At 44.2% G+C, this 15,320-nt stretch carries 12 protein-coding genes; 1 reads left to right on the forward strand and 11 read right to left on the reverse strand.

Translation table 11 applies throughout. From position 1 onward, the window contains the following. Position 1 precedes the first annotated feature (1 nt). The 3 genes from BM243_RS09135 to BM243_RS09145 form a co-directional block, all read right to left on the reverse strand. Positions 2–1,030, reverse strand: a complete 1,029-nt coding sequence (locus tag BM243_RS09135; RefSeq protein ID WP_074912068.1) for an ABC transporter substrate-binding protein — start codon at positions 1,028–1,030, stop codon at positions 2–4. Positions 1,031–1,205: 175 nt separating this feature from the next. Further along, positions 1,206–2,372 (reverse strand): tetratricopeptide repeat protein, encoded by a 1,167-nt coding sequence (locus BM243_RS09140; protein WP_074912069.1) that lies wholly within the window; start codon positions 2,370–2,372, stop codon positions 1,206–1,208. A gap of 129 nt (positions 2,373–2,501) precedes the next feature. Beyond that, positions 2,502–5,057 (reverse strand): SH3 domain-containing protein, encoded by a 2,556-nt coding sequence (locus BM243_RS09145; protein ID WP_074912070.1) that lies wholly within the window; start codon positions 5,055–5,057, stop codon positions 2,502–2,504. A 385-nt stretch (positions 5,058–5,442) separates the two neighbouring features. Here BM243_RS09145 and galE point away from each other — a divergent pair, with 385 nt between their 5' ends. Further along, entirely contained in the window at positions 5,443–6,435 is a 993-nt protein-coding gene (gene galE, locus BM243_RS09150; RefSeq protein WP_074912071.1) for a UDP-glucose 4-epimerase GalE, read from the forward strand. A gap of 65 nt (positions 6,436–6,500) precedes the next feature. Here the strand turns inward: galE and BM243_RS09155 are convergent, their stop codons facing one another. The 8 genes from BM243_RS09155 to BM243_RS09190 all read right to left on the reverse strand — a co-directional run bounded on the left by BM243_RS09155 (position 6,501) and on the right by BM243_RS09190 (position 15,319). Next, entirely contained in the window at positions 6,501–7,193 is a 693-nt protein-coding gene (locus BM243_RS09155) for a nuclease-related domain-containing protein (RefSeq protein WP_083422721.1), read from the reverse strand. A 200-nt stretch (positions 7,194–7,393) separates the two neighbouring features. Continuing rightward, complete coding sequence (locus BM243_RS09160) at positions 7,394–8,365, reverse strand: NAD(P)-dependent alcohol dehydrogenase (protein WP_074912072.1); 972 nt, start codon at positions 8,363–8,365, stop codon at positions 7,394–7,396. Positions 8,366–8,528: 163 nt separating this feature from the next. Beyond that, the gene (locus tag BM243_RS09165) at positions 8,529–10,580 is read right to left on the reverse strand and encodes a methyl-accepting chemotaxis protein (protein ID WP_074912073.1); all 2,052 of its coding nucleotides are present in this window, start codon (positions 10,578–10,580) and stop codon (positions 8,529–8,531) included. A gap of 693 nt (positions 10,581–11,273) precedes the next feature. Beyond that, a complete protein-coding gene (locus BM243_RS15400) occupies positions 11,274–11,405 on the reverse strand; it encodes a zinc ribbon domain-containing protein (protein WP_143093571.1) in 132 nt (43 codons plus the stop codon). Continuing rightward, positions 11,402–11,833: a UPF0158 family protein gene (locus BM243_RS09175; RefSeq protein WP_074912074.1), complete on the reverse strand. Its 432-nt coding sequence runs from the start codon at positions 11,831–11,833 to the stop codon at positions 11,402–11,404. The genes BM243_RS15400 and BM243_RS09175 overlap by 4 nt, the downstream gene beginning before the upstream one ends. An 80-nt stretch (positions 11,834–11,913) precedes the next feature. Further along, positions 11,914–12,723 carry a nuclease-related domain-containing protein gene (locus tag BM243_RS09180; RefSeq protein ID WP_074912075.1) on the reverse strand — a complete coding sequence of 270 codons (810 nt, stop codon included), beginning with the start codon at positions 12,721–12,723 and terminating at the stop codon, positions 11,914–11,916. Between the two features lie 729 nt (positions 12,724–13,452). Next, entirely contained in the window at positions 13,453–14,574 is a 1,122-nt protein-coding gene (locus BM243_RS09185) for an ROK family transcriptional regulator (protein WP_074912076.1), read from the reverse strand. Between the two features lie 34 nt (positions 14,575–14,608). Beyond that, positions 14,609–15,319, reverse strand: a complete 711-nt coding sequence (locus BM243_RS09190) for a sulfite exporter TauE/SafE family protein (protein WP_074912077.1) — start codon at positions 15,317–15,319, stop codon at positions 14,609–14,611. Between the last annotated feature and the right edge of the window lies 1 nt (position 15,320).

A 15,320-nucleotide genomic window follows, 5' to 3' on the forward strand; every position in this document is an offset into this window, starting at 1 on the left:
TTTATTCCTGTCCTGTGACGATGTTCTTCCATCTTTCAAGCAGTGCATCTTTGTTTTCTGCAGCGAACTTGAAGTCGTAGTCCAGAAGCTTGATGTCGTCGATGGATCCCAGACCTTCTGGGTTGTTGGCGTCTGTTCTTGTGGATCTCCAGCTGAAATCCTTGGCTGCCAGGTCCTGCACTTCCTTGGAGAAAGTGAACTCGATGAACTTCTTGGCATTTTCTTCATTCTTTGCGCCCTTGATGAGTGCAATACCGTCTGGAGCAGCTGAGGTTCCTTCTTCAGGATACACAATGGTCATATCACTGCCTGCGATGATGTATCGGGAGGCTGCTTTTTCCAGGGTAAGACCCACAGCATACTCTCCATCGGAAACACCCTTGTAGGTACCTGAGGAGCTTCCCAAGATTTTGTTGTCCAGGTTCTCAATGAACGCCTTCATGGTCTTCCATCCGTCTTCGCCGTCATTTTTGAAGGCTTCCAGCATGGTGGCCATGATGGTGTAGGAGGAACCGGATTTTGCAGGGTCTGCAAAGGCAATCTTGCCCTTCCACTTTGGATCGGTCAGGTCTTCCCAGGACTTAGGGGCTTCTTCCGCGGAGACCAGTTTGTTGTTGTAGATGATGACCATAGGCAGAGCACTGAAGCCGTACCAGAGTCTTTCCGGATCCTTGAACAGATCTGGAATCTTGGCGTCGTCTTCAATGGTGTAGCTTGCAAAGTACTCTTTAAAGGAATCCAGAGACTCTGCTCCGCCTCCCCACATAACGTCTCCCAGAGGATTGGCACTTTCCGCCTCCACTCTCTTTAAGAGCTCTCCTGTACCGGCAGCTACCACATCCACACGGATGCCTGTTCTTTCTGTAAATTCATTGATGATGGGGTTGATTTCCTCTGCATTGTGCGGGGAGTAGACCACGACGCTTCCGCCACCTTCTTGTGGTGTTTCGGCATCGGCTTTTTCTCCACATGCAGCCAATGAAGCAAGGGACAACATGGCGATAAGCAGTAAGCTGATTTTCTTCTTCATAATTCCCTCCTGAATTTGTGATACCTTTATTATATTTTTCATGTAAACCATTAACAATGAAGAATCCGGCACTTTTGTGGAATATCCCGCACTCTTCTCTTTTCTTCCCTAATTATCCAGTATTTTATGAAAAAAGAGCCTGAAATAGGCTCCGGTTTCTAGGATTGTATTTTTATTAAGGCGTCTCCTCCAGCACAGCCTCCACTCTGGAGTTGTTGTAGGGACTTTCGGGCACTTCTTCCGGAATTCTTTGTAAGACCTCTTTGGCGCCGGTAAGATCCCCTTCCTCGTAAAGAAGAAGGCCGTAGTGGTAGAGAACCTCCGCATAGTAGTTGGACCCTGGAAACTCCTCCATGTATCTTCTGTAATACTCTTTCACCTTCTCCGGGTTTAGAAGCTTCTTGTAGGTGGCGGAGAGAAAGTAGACGGCTTCAGACCGGTAGGCCTCTAGGGCCCCCTCATCTACCACCTGGGCAAAATACCGGATGGCTTTTTCGTAGTCTTCCGCCCGGTAGGCCGCAAGGCCTTCTTCAAAGATCTCCACTTCTGTGCCAGAAATGGGCTCTTCCGGAGCTACTTCCTCTTCCTTTGTTTCGCCTGGTGCTTCTTCTGTCTCCATCTGTTGGAGGAGCACTTCCAGTTTTTCTTTTTCCTCTTTATAACCTTCCGCTTCCTTCTTGAGATCCTCTGAAAGAAGCTTCAGCTCTTTCAGCTCCTTTTCCATTTCACTGTACCGGTAAAATCCGAATAGAAGAGAAGCAAAAAGGAGAAGAAGGATTCCTGAGAAAAGAAGGGTCCTGGTCTTTTCACTGCCCTTTCCAAGGGATCTATATTCCAGGCTTTCCAGAAGCTCCTTCGCCCTGGGATTTCTTGCGTCCAGCAAAAGGACCTCCTCCAGATGCGTTCTTGCCTTTTCTTTCTCTTTCATCCCGAGAGCGCATTCTGCAAGCTTGAGCGGCACCCCCACAAGGTTTCTGTTTCCGCTTAAAAGCAGCTCAAAGATTCCGTAGGCTTTCTCATATTCCTTCCGCTCCAGACTCCTTTCGCCTTCCAGGTAGACTTCCCTTAGGGTCTTAAACTCTTCGGAGCTGTAGTAGGAAAGATACTCTTTTGCTTTATTTCCAGTCTTTTGAGAAGAGAAGCTTTTCTGCCACGCGGCAGTGGCTTTCTCAAAATCACACAAGAGATGCTGTAAAAGCCCCAAAAGGTTCAGAAAATCCGGATCCTTGGGGGCCATTTTCAGCGCTTCCATAACCAGGGCGAGCGCACCTGTGAGGTCTTTTTCTTCATAGCGTTTTATGGCGTCTTCATAGGCTTTTTGTGCCTGTATTTTTTCTTTCAATGTTCTTTTCACCCATTCACTTTACTATTTACACTCACCTATTATACTACACAGTGATGTCATTTGGGGAAAAAGAAAACTGCAGAGCGGAAATCCCTTCCCGTTCTGCAGTTTTGGTTCTCTATACTTCTATTTCTTGAAGGTAGGATAGATGAAGGTCTGGGTCAGACCTTTGCCTCCGGCTGCAATATAGCCTTCAATCTGAGATTTCAGTCTTCCTGCCTGCTTGATGGCCCATCCGAGATCGGTGGCATACTGATGGTTCATGTTTTCTGCCAGGTTGAATCTCATCTTGTACAAGGTGTTCTGTTTGGTGGCACGGTTGATATAATTCTCACTGATCCACTTGGCTCCGCCGTTGATGGCATCCTCCACGGTGAACCAGCCCTCTGCATAGGCTCTCTGAGCCCCCCAGAAGTTGGCATCCACGTCCCAGGCGCCAATACCAAATACGTTGTATGCGATCTTGCGCTGATCTTCCGGCAGTCCATCCACAATGATGGTGGAGTTGTCACCAAACTTGGTATAGGTGTCTTTCACCAGCTGTCCTTTGGCCAGGGTGGAGGTGCCGTGTCCTGTCTCATGGATGGCATGGGTGATGAGATAGAAAGGATTCACTCCATAAAGGTCTGCTCCATCGAGGAAGGCTTGACCCATTCCATCCAGCACTCCTTTTCCTTTTAAAATCAGATTCAGGTCTTCAGCCGTAAGAGACATCTGTCCCTTGGTGTAGTTGAGCTGAAGGAACATATATCTGTCTGCATCGCTGTAAATATAGTTCACAGGATCCAAGTAGGATTCAATGGTTCTGAAGTCTCTGGAGGAAGTGATGCTCTTGTTGTATTCAAGTGCTGCATACTCATCTCTGGTCTTCGTCTGCTGCTCCGATACAAAGTTCTCTGTACCTGCGCCTTTCAGCACAATACCGCTTCGGTAAACCGTTCCGTCGTTTCCAGTCACTTCTATGGCCAAAGTATTCATCCCTGCCTTGAAGTCCCCTGCACCAACAGTAAAGGAGAAGTTACCAGCTGGAAGCGTTCCCTTCTGAACTCCATTGATATAGTATCTCACAGAAGAAACACCATCCACATAGGAGGTGGATCCTGTGACAGCCGCAGTTCCCGATGGCACTGCTCCACCATCTGTAAGACCACCAATAGCGATCACAGGAGATGGCTTCACCATGCTGAAGCTCAGTGAAGTCTTCTTCACGGTGCCGTCTTTTCCTTTACTCTCCACGTCAAGCTTATGCACTCCAGGAGCTAAGGTTGATTTTGGTATGGTAAAGGTAAACCCAGTGTTCTCCAGGTTATAGCCTTCGCTGTATAAAGAGTTGAGATCTGGTCTTGCTACACGATTTACAGCCACATCTTTTCCATCCACTTTGACGGTAACAGAAACAATGCCATCATGAGACAAAGCTCTGCCGCTGACCGTCACGTCCACATTATTGTAGCTGGACTTCAGGTCTTCCAGAAGAAGCACTTGAGGCTTCTTTTCCACCACGGGTGGTTCTGGTGTTGGTGTTGGGGTTGGCGTCGGTGTAGGATCTGGTGTTGGCGTTGGCGTCGGTGTTGGTGTTGGAGCAGGATGTGCCACCACCTTGGTGAGATACGCATTGGACACCCAACCGGTTCTACCGCTGTACGTCACATTGGTCCATCCACCAGAAACCTTCAGTACTGTCACCGTCTTTCCTTTTGGAATGGTGAGCAGGATGCTGTTGCTTGTGGATGCACCAGAGCGAAGATTAAGGTTCGCCGTGGTGGTGCTGGTGCCGATACCCACCGGAGCCTCCGGTGTTGGAGTTGGAGTCGGAGTCGGAGTCGGAGTCGGAGTTGGTGTTGGCGTCGTTGGTGCTGTGACCGTTACGGTTTTCAGGTACGCATTGGACACCCAACCCGTTTTACCGCTGTACGTCACATTGGACCAGCCGCCGGATGTGCTGTTCACCGTCACAGCCTTCCCCTTGGGAATGGTGAGGATGATGCCAAAGCTTGTGGATGCACCGGTTCTCATATTGAGGTTTGCTGTCGTGGTTGTCTGGCTGGTGGCAGGTGCAGTCGGCGTTGTAGGCGCAGGTGATGTTGGCGGCGCTGGCGTTGAGGGTACACTACTGTAAGATCCCAAGTAGCTGCTTGAAACATATCCTGTTCTGCCGTTATAAGTCACCTGAGACCAACCATTACTGGAAGAAAGCACTGTCACCTGGCCACCTCTGGGGATGGTCAGAATGATGCTGTAGCTTGTGGATGCACCGGTTCTCATATTTAAATTTGCGGTGGTTTTTGCTGTCTGTGTTCCAGCTGGAGATGTGGGTCTTGGCGCTTCTGGTGTCACCACTGTGGTTCCACCGCTGGCTGCAAAGGACACATATTGGGTACTTGCTGTGATATACAGCCCGTTGGAGAGTTTATACATTTCTCTGCCACTGACGAGATACTTCGCCACCACATTCAGTTTTGTCCCTTGGGAGAACACCTTGGTTCTCGCATTCCAGTCTGGTTTGGAGTAAGCCCATAAGGACTGTGCCTTAACAGTCAGTACGCCCTGAGTCTGATTGACCAGCGTGGACGCTTCCACGGTCACAGGTATGTTCACCATAGGATTCACAACGCTGCTGAGGCTTAGTGTCAGCACGACTCCTGTTTTCACCAGTAAATTGCGTGTATTCTTACTTAACATCTGATTCCCTCACTTTCAAAGAAAGTATATCTAAAACTATTTCAAAATATATTGTTCAACCAAAAAACTGTCCCTACATACAAGGTATATGACTCTCATGTTACACTTTGAATTATAGCATTAACCCCTTGATAATTCTATATTTATTCAGAATTTCTAATGGTTATTAGAGTTTAGTTTAACTTTTCGCAGAATCTTTTCTGATTCTTTTTTCATCGTGCTGTTCCCCCTCTTATTCTCTCTTCTTTCTTATTTTTCTTTCCCCCAATTTCATCTATGTTTTCCATAGCCAAAATAGCACAATTATTTCTCCAAACTGTAAAAACTCCTATTTTATGTCGTATAATAAGATAGAAATGACGAAAATGCACAAGGAGGACAAATCGTGAATATATTTGTTACTGGAGGTACTGGCTACATCGGCAGCCACACCTGTATTGAGCTCATTAAATCCGGACATCAGGTGGTCATTGCAGACAATCTGGTGAACAGTAAAATCGAAGTGCTGTCCCACATTGAAACCATCACAGGCGTTTCCATTCCCTTCTATGAAGCAGATGTGACAGACGAAGCCAAGGTCCGGGACATCTTTAAAGCCCATAAGTTTGATGGCATCATCCATTTTGCCGGTCTGAAAGCCGTGGGAGAATCTGTGGCGAAGCCTCTTGCTTATTACTACAACAACCTGGTTTCCACCATGGTGCTGGCTAAGCTTGCTGTGGAGTTTGATATTCCTAAGTTTGTTTTCAGCTCTTCAGCCACGGTCTATGGTGATCAGCCATCTCCACTGAAAGAGGATATGCCCCTCATGAAAACCACCAATCCTTACGGGGAAACCAAAGCCATGAGTGAACGCATCCTCACAGATGCTGCAGCGGCCAATGAAGGCTTTGCTGTAACTCTTCTCAGATACTTTAATCCTGTAGGCGCCCATGAGAGCGGCCTCATCGGAGAAGACCCCAATGGTATTCCAAACAACCTGATGCCCTTTGTGACGAGAGTAGCCAAGGGAAAACTTGAAAAGCTCAGCATTTTCGGAGACGATTATGACACCGTCGATGGCACAGGCGTCCGAGACTACATCCATGTGGTGGATCTTGCCAAGGGTCATGTGAAGGCCATTGAGCATCTTACGGAAGGCGTGCACATTTACAATCTTGGCACCGGAAAAGGCACCTCTGTACTGGAACTGGTCCATGCCTTCATCAAGGAAAATCAGGTAGAAGTGCCTTATGCCATCGTGGGAAGACGTCCTGGAGACATCGCCACCTGCTATGCAGACGCGGAGAAAGCATGGAAGGAGCTTCAGTGGAAGACCACCTTTACCATTGAGGATATGGTGAGAGATTCCTGGAACTTTGAGAAAAACACAAAATAAGAGAAAAACGAAAGACTTCAGAATGTTCGCTGGCTCAGCATTACGTTCTGAAGTCTTCTTTTTTGTTATGGATTCTCTTTTCGGCTCCGAAGGTCCTCAATGTGCTTTGCTTTCACATCCTCTTTCTGCAGCGCATACTGGGAAAGATGATAGTAAAGTCCGTCCACCGTCCAGGTGGTCATGATCTCTTCTCTTCTTCTCAGGTCTTTCTCCAGATACTCTTTCAGCTGGTTTCTTTTAAGAACTTCCACCTCTTCTTTATAGACATCCACATTTTTCAGCTCACACCGTTCACTGAAGATGATATAGGATTTGAAAAGCTTCGGATGGTTCATCTTCACGACGCTTTCCAGCGCTTTGATGTGTCCGTCATTTTGCCACACCGGATTAAAGAAGGAATACTTTTTTCCTCCGGGTAGCGTCTGAACCCAGTCCTTTTGCTTGTTGTTTCCGAAGATCCATCCGCTGTAGTTTTTGGATTCAAAGACATAGACTCCAGTTTCTGCGATCATGATGAGATCAATCTCTGTGGTGGTTCCATCTTCCTTTGGGATATAGACATTGGTGAGAAGCCTGTGGTATACATCCAGCTTCTCTAAAGTCAGAAAGGTCAGGTATTCTCCATAGAGTCCTTTGTCCCGAAAGACTTCCATCATCTTTTTTCCACTGGCTTCCTTATATCCTGATGTCCTGTACTCCCTGCGTTTGGGTTCTAAAAATAGTATGAAAAGAATTATACCTAGTATCAGTATCTCCATTACTTACCTCCATAAATACACTAGTACTATTATTCTACAATATAATCCATCGTAATTCTATAATTAGTTTGAATGGATTTCTTTCTCGTTTTATAGCAGCGTATTCAGGATACTGCTGACTTGAGAGGCCAACAAAAAAGGGCTCCTCTTTTCTGACGATGGTAGAAGCCCTTTTGCTTTGGTTGATACTCAGCTTTAAACTATGGTTTTGAGACAATCTTTCCTGACACATGACCTTCAGAAAGCTCTTTGATCCCTTCTGGAATCTTCTCAAAGGGAATCTCTTTCACAATGACAGGGGTGAGCCCTCCTTCTTCCGCAAGCTTTGCGATGAATGCCAGATCCTTCCCACTGGGTTTTGCCATAAGCACCTGGTAGCTTTTCCCCTCTTTTTTGGAGAGCAGGGACCCGAAGATGGACATTTTTAGAAGCTCTTTTGTGGAGCTGCTGCCAATGAGGACAAACCGTCCTTGTGGTTTCAGAAGATCTTTCACAAGCTTCACAGGATAATAACCATTAATGGCAAGAATGAGGTCAAAGGAGCTTTGCAGTTTATTAAGCTCCATGGTTTTATAGTCTAGGACTTTCTTAGCGCCTAAGGACAAAGCCTGATTCTCATTCTTTTTTGATGTCACAGCTGTAACCTCTCCTCCAAAGTACTTGGAAAGCTGCACTGCGTAGGTTCCAACGCCACCGGAAGCACCTAAAATCAGCACCTCTTCTCCTTCTTTCAGTCTGCCTGCATCCCGGATTCCTTGAAGCGCAGTGACAGACGCCAGAGGCAGGGCAGCGGATTCTAAGAAGCTGAGGTTACGTGGCTTTTTGGATAGGATGGATGCTTTGGCGGAAACGAACTCTGAGAATGCGCCAAAGCCGCTGTCTGCAAGATCTCCAAATACCTCGTCTCCCGCTTTGAGGTTCGATACTCCTTCTCCCGTTTCCACCACGGTGCCAGAGAAGTCTCCACCTTTCACTGGGTGTTTTGGTTTAATGAGCCCGGAGCTAAAGCGAATGATAAAAGGCTTCCCTTCTAACAGCCTCCAGTCCGGTGCATTTAGTGAAACCCCCTGCACTTTTATGAGCACCTCTCCTTTTCCCGGTTTAGGCTTTTCTACTTCTTCTATGGTAAGAGCTTTGTAGTCTCCATATCGCTTCTGAACAACTGCTTTCATAAACCTTCACCTTCTTCCTAAGATATAGTTCTACAGTACCTTTATTCTGAATACTCTGTCAATAATTATTTGATTAGAGCATAAAACTCTTCTCCAACGGAGCACAGTATGTGAACGAAAAAGAGTCCTTCCGATATTGGAAGAACCCTCTTTTGATTGCCTGTTATATTTTGAACTTCTGTATCAGTTCTTTCAGACGGTTTGAGATCCTCTGCAGTTTTTCTCCGCTGGCCGCAATCTCATTGATGGTGGCTGCTTGCTCTTCTATAGCCGCGGAAGCCTCTTCGGTTCCTGCAGCATTCTCCTCAGAGATGGCCGAAAGATTCTGAGTCAGTTCGATGATTCTTTCTTTGTTCTTATTCATCTTAAGAGAGGAGTCATTAAGAAGCTTTAAAACACTCCTGATGTCATCAATGGAGCTGGCAATGGACTCGAACTTCTCTTCTGTGGTATGTACGCTGCTTTCTTGATCATTTATGATGTGCACGACCTTTTCCATGACTTTCACAGCAACTTCTGAGTTCTCTTTGAGTTCCTTAATGTCATTTTTGATTTCACTGCTGAAAGCACCGGACTGTTCGGCAAGCTTTCTGATTTCTTCTGCCACCACAGAGAATCCTCTTCCTGCTTCTCCTGCTCTAGCTGCTTCAATAGCTGCATTCAAAGCCAAAAGATTGGTCTGGTCTGAAATATTCTGGATCATGGAACTGGCTCGATCAATCTTTTCTGCACTAAGATTATTCCGAAGAATAGACTGATGAATTTCCTCAGTGGCTTTACTGCTTTCGATGGTCTTCTCCACCAGTTTCTTCAGGGTCTCAAACCCTTCCACCTTCTCTTTATCAATGGCCATGGCTGCTGCATTAAGATGCCCCAGTTCTTTTTCATCTTCTTCCAAGAGTCTGCCCATATCATAAACATTTTCTGCTGTAACTTCTGTATCCAGTGCCTGATCGCTGGCTCCCTTTGCAATCTCTTCGATGGTCTTGGCCACTTCATCAGACACATGGGAAGCTTCTCCAGAGGTTCTTGCAAGAAGCTCTGTGAGCTCAGCCATCTCTTCTGCATTGCCAGAAACCTGCTCCACCATAGTTCTCAGATCCTTCAGCACCTGGTTGTAGGATTCTCCCATCTGGCCCAGCTCATCTTTGGTTTTCACCTCCACAGGCTTTGTGAAGTCTCCCTCTGCAAGGAAGGAAAGATTATGGGCAAAGCCTTTGATCCCTTTGGTGAGGGATGCGCTGTAAAGGCTGATGAGAAGAGAGCCCAGAAGAAGAACTGCAAACGCTACGATAACCCCTTTCAGCACCATGGCATCCACTGCACTGTACAGCTCATCGATGGGTGCCATGACCACCAGCTTCCATCCGGTGCTGCCTAGAGTGAGAAAATAAGCATCAAAGTCTTTTCCATTTTGTGTTACAGGTGATTTCCCGTGAGGTGCTTCGCTGATCTTCACCGCAAGGCTCTTCAGCTCTTCTTCCTCGCTGATGTTTTTTTCCATGACCTTGTCCTGATCTTCGTGGGCGATGTAGAGCCCTTCCTGGTCCAAAAGAAAAGCATAGCCGGTCTCTCCCAGCTGTACTTCTCCGATTCTTTCCTGAATGGTGGAAAGATCATAGTCCGCTGTGACGACGCCCTGAAAGCTTCCAGCTGTCACCACAGGAACGGATGTGGTGATCATGGTGATGCCGGTGGTTTCATCAAAGTACGGGCTGGACCATACACTGCCTTCCTTGATGGCCTTTCCAGCCAGGTACCAGTCGGTGCTGGGATAGTCGTAGTCTTCCGTTTCATAGTCTTCCGTATACAATATGCTATCCCCATCCCGGTAGACGTACGGTCCGAAATAATAGTCCTCAGGACTGAATTTATTGGGTTCCAGCCATAGTCCACTTCCTAAGGTATTTTTGTTCATGGTGACCAGTTCTTCCAGCATTACTTTGTAGTCGCTTTTCTGAAGTGTATTTTCTTTGGCACGATAGACCGATGCTACGGCTTCCGCCACTTTCTCGTGGGCGGTGAACTCATGCTCGATGGATTCATAGATGGCCGTGAGCTCTTTTCCGACGCGCTCCTCGATCTGCTTTTCCAGCGCACTCTTTGCATCTGTCACTGAAACTGCTGCGATGGCACCTGTTGCGACCAATAATATTGGCAAGAACACCAGGAGCATTTTGGTGCGGATGCTTTTTCTTTTGTTGTAAAATCCCATTTTTTTCCCCTCTTTTGCATTATTTCTTCTTTTGTCTCCATCATCCTGTCTTTTCTTAGTATCGGCAGGAGGATTTTTTCCTTAAGGGAATCTCAATAATATTTTGGTGTTCAAATTAAGGCTTCGCTTTTATTAAGAAAGTGTTCTTCGGTGCTGATGGCCTAAAAGTCAAAGAAATGCAGCGGAGAGAGGTTTAGGATCCTCTTCCGCTGCATCAGGCAGTGTCATGTATTTACTTTTCTTCATTCATAAGCTCTACCGCATCTATATATTCCCGTAGCGATTAGAGAACATTGAGACTCTTCCAGTATCATAATTCATTGTTTCCTAGTTATAAGTAGAATCAAATGGTTTTCCTATTCTAAGGCAGGAAAACAAAACACTTTATTCTTTAGTGTCTTTTGATTACGAAGCCGAAATCAAGATGATCAGAACGATTCTATAGGCGTTAAGAGTTTCGAAGAGATTTATCTGCATATTTTATTTGTTATCTGCATATAATAATGATGATTTTATGCAGATAGAAACGAAAATAGGCAGTTGGAAGAAGTGAAGGAGTTTAATTACAGAAGCGTGAACTACTCACCACTTAAATGATTGACATCATTTTGAAGTGGGAGCTTCTTGGTCAATATCTCCAGTGAGATAAGGATCTCCAAGCTCAACGGGTGGTCACCACCCTGAGAAGTTATATCAGCCTATTTTTAGTAGGTTCTTAGCTGCATTATAGTCTCGGTCATGTGTGGTGTGACAATTTGGACAAGTCCATTCTCTGATGGCGTGGTTTTTGACCTTACCGTCAAAATAGAGACAAGCCCAAATTATTCCTCATTTTTAATCACTTCAATACCATTTTCCCCGCACCATTCCATCGCTATTTTTTCATAGGCTTCGTCCCGATGATTGTACCACCTATCCTCTAGACTCAAGAGGCTGACCTTCTCTTTAAAACGCCGGAATGCGCCTTTTCCTTGCATGGCATTGAGTAGTTCGCGGGCTGCGTCTTCATCCTCCAAGCTATTCACAAAATTCTCCATAATCTGATACTCGTGAATCTCATATTCTGTAGGCAGCGGTATATAGCTGTCAGGGTCATTCAAAGCATCCTCCAATGTTAGGTTTTCTTCTAAATCATCTGCTAAGGAACCTTCAAAGAATAACAGCACTCGATTTCTTCTTTTGCTGAACACAAAGACTGTACTGTCAGTTGCCGCATCCAAAGCATCCAAAACCTCTCTTAAATATACCCTCATAGCTCATTCTCCTATAAGATGATTGAACCGAACATAAATGGATAAGATCCTATCCTCATAGAAATGTGTGCTCCGCTCCCCTACTTCTTGAGGTTCAGGTAAATGACTTTCCCTGTTTCATTATTCTTATCACCTTTGTTGCGAGATAAAGGAACGACTCTGTTCTGGGATTCTGATCTTCTTTTAGGATTTTTCCAAGTCAGAGAATCAGTCCTTTTCTGCACTTGTTCTATATGCCTTTCCTTCATCTCAGTTGAAATGAACGTAAGCTCCTTCAGCTTCTCGCTGAAGGCTTCCATCTTCTCCTTAGTCAGTATACAAGGCTTCTCACTCATCTCTAAAAGCAAAGTATCATATAGATCAGACCTGTTCATCACAACCACATGCTTTTTGGATACTGACATTTCCTTGATGGTGCATCGGTTGCTGAAGATGATATAGGAGCGGAACAATCCAGGATCTGCCTGCAGATACTGACTAAGAGCTCTTATATGGCCTTCATTCTGCCATACCGGATTATAGAACCTGTTCTTTTCTCCACTTTTGAGTGTTTGTATCCAGTACTTCTGCTGATCATTTCCAAAGATCCATCCGCTGTAGTTCTTTGATTCTATGACATAGATTCCTACTTCTGTGATGTAGACTAGGTCAACCTCTACGGTATTCCCTTCTTTGGTTGGCACATAGATATTTCGGAGAATGCTATTCGAGGATGGAAGCTTCAGCAATATCCCCTGGATGTAGTCTTCTCCGATGGCTCCTTTTAGATCCTTCTCATCAGAAAACAGACTCTGTGGCAATGAGATCTTATTTAGAAAATCCAGTCCTTTAAAGAGATCTTTCTTTCTGAGAAGAAATACAATGAGTGCAACAACAAGGATCAGCTCCATCTATTCGCCCCCCTCGATAAATATCAGAAAATTCACTTATAGTATACCTTTTCCCTAGAGTTTTGATAAGGACTTTAGGAAGATTCTCTTAGGTCCTCTAGAATTCTTTATCTCTAGATAAGAAGTCCTTTTCATTCTCCTGCCCTTCTTTAATGAGATCATTGTATCTCAATGTAATTGATAGTTCTGCATAAGCCAACGCTCCAAAAACTTTTGCGCTTATACTCGAATAACTTTTCATTTTAGTGTGTTTTTTCAGGTATAAACGGTAAAACACTAAGTTCTATTGTCTCATAGGTCCTTTAACTTTTGATTTTTCCCACTTTTCTGAGGTCGATATATGAGCATAAATAACTGTACTTTCAGTTACTCATCTTTAGGTAACCCATTTAGTTCACTCATATTAGATCCAGGAAGATGCAACGGCTATTCCATGAGATTTGGGATATTTCTTAAGGTACTCTAGACAATAGCTATAATTTTCCAAATCACTTTTCGAATTGCTAAGGCTTCCGTAATATACCAATTAAAACATCAAGTGTAGCAGCAAGAATGATATATTGCATTATCAGGAGAAATTCTTAAAAGTAAAAAAAGATCTGAGACACAGCTTCATAGCGCTCAGATCTTATTAATTTGTTATTCTTTTGTTCTATATTTAGTATTACTGAAAAATATCAGTACAGAAATGAATCCAAGTAAAAATCTACTCCTTCTTCATCGGAATAATTATATCGGCATATCGCCTTTCCCAAAATATTCATTGAGTACAATGACTCCTGATGCTTTCCTTCTTTTCATTCTGTAATTTTCCACTCGCTTGATTCTTGAAGATTCAATTCCGGATTTATCATTTACTTCATTTAAGAAATGCTGAAATAAGGATTCTTCTTTAAAAATATCTCCCGCTAAAAAAATCTGATCAGGATCCAATATGTCTACGAATACACTAGTAGCTTCAGCAAGAGTGCTGAGCGACTCGTTCAAAATCTTAAACTGGTCTTTTTCAGAATGCTCTAAGATTGCACACAAATCACAATCAATATTTTCAACATCCTGTCCTAGTCTTCCGAGTATAGTATTAAAATGTACCAGCGTTTCCAAGCAACCTTTTTTCCCGCATATTCCACAGACTTTATCGGATTTACTGTTCCATCGAATATGACCAATCTCTCCTGCTCGATTATGAAACCCTTCGACAATTTCTCCGTTTACGACAATGACACCACCAACTCCTGGCCCGTACTTCACCAGAAGGAAATTTTGTGTAGCATTTCCAAAATAGTATTCTGCTACTGCCAGTCCTTTGACATTGTTCATCATAAAAACAGGCACTGTAAAACGGTTGTTTATTTTCTCTTTGATATCATGAATCGGTAAAGTATAACATTGGTCGTTTTCTACGTATCCTTGCATAAGAAGTCCGATTCCTAATATTCTTTTTTGCTTATATTTTTGCATAATCTTGCCCAAATAATCCATAGCTTCTTCTAATATAGTCTCTGTAAGAAGCTTATACTTCCAAGTCATTTCTTCAAGGATGTCTGATTTGATATTAAGAATCGTGATACAAAGAGCTGTACTTGTTATATCTACTCCCACCGCAAACCAGAGATCCTCTTTCACATCCAGCATCACCTGTTTTCTTCCTACCTTGCCCTCTTCTACCGTCCCGAGTTCTTCTACGATTCCGGCATCAATCAGACCTGATGTAGCAATTGTCAAAGTGGCCGTAGTTACGCCTAAATGCTTAGCAATCTCTTTTCTGGATGCTGAACCATTTTTGATGATATATGAAATAATACGATTTTTAGTTGATTTACTATTTAGTTCTTTATCTCCCAGTGTCATGTCCTACTCCTTTACTGCTCATTCATTAACGCTATCATACCAAAAGCATCATCCCGGATGCAAGAAGCAGCACGTAGGTAATCTTCATGAAAGCGTTCTGGTCAATCCGATGATGGAGTATATTTCCTAAGTAAATCGCAAGTGCCAACGGAATAAGGCTGACTGCTGTAAGCGTAAGCGTTTCAGAATTCACCATGCCGTCACCTATCTGTATCATCAGTAAATAACTGTTTAAGAACACCCATACAAATGCCAAAGTAGAGCGGAACTCTGCTTTTTCTTTGAATCTCATGGCGGCGTATACTACAAGAAGTGCACCGCCAGAAATAAACATACCATGGATGATTCCTGCGATAATGAGGATTGCTGTCAAAAACACCTCATGAATTCTGAGTTTCTTCTTAAAGAAAAGATTTTTAAGTGCAATCCCTACAATCATTATTCCATAGATGGTCAGAAGCATATTCATCTGAAGCACTTTAAAGATTTGAATCCCTATAAGCAGCCCCATAAACATAAGCACAGTAATTTTAATCAGTTCTTTCTTATGGACAGATTTCCAGTTTTTTAGACCGATATATAAACTGGCAACGAGCCCCATGATATTAAGCACGACCTTAGCGTTTTCAACCCCTATGAGGAGCATGGCTCCGGGCATAGCCAACATGGTGCCTGCAAATCCAGTCAGTGTCTGAATGATATTACTGAAAAAAACCAGCAGTATAAAAATCACATCATTTAACATT

The organism is Proteiniclasticum ruminis (assembly GCF_900115135.1).
Lineage (GTDB): Bacteria > Bacillota > Clostridia > Clostridiales > Clostridiaceae > Proteiniclasticum > Proteiniclasticum ruminis_A.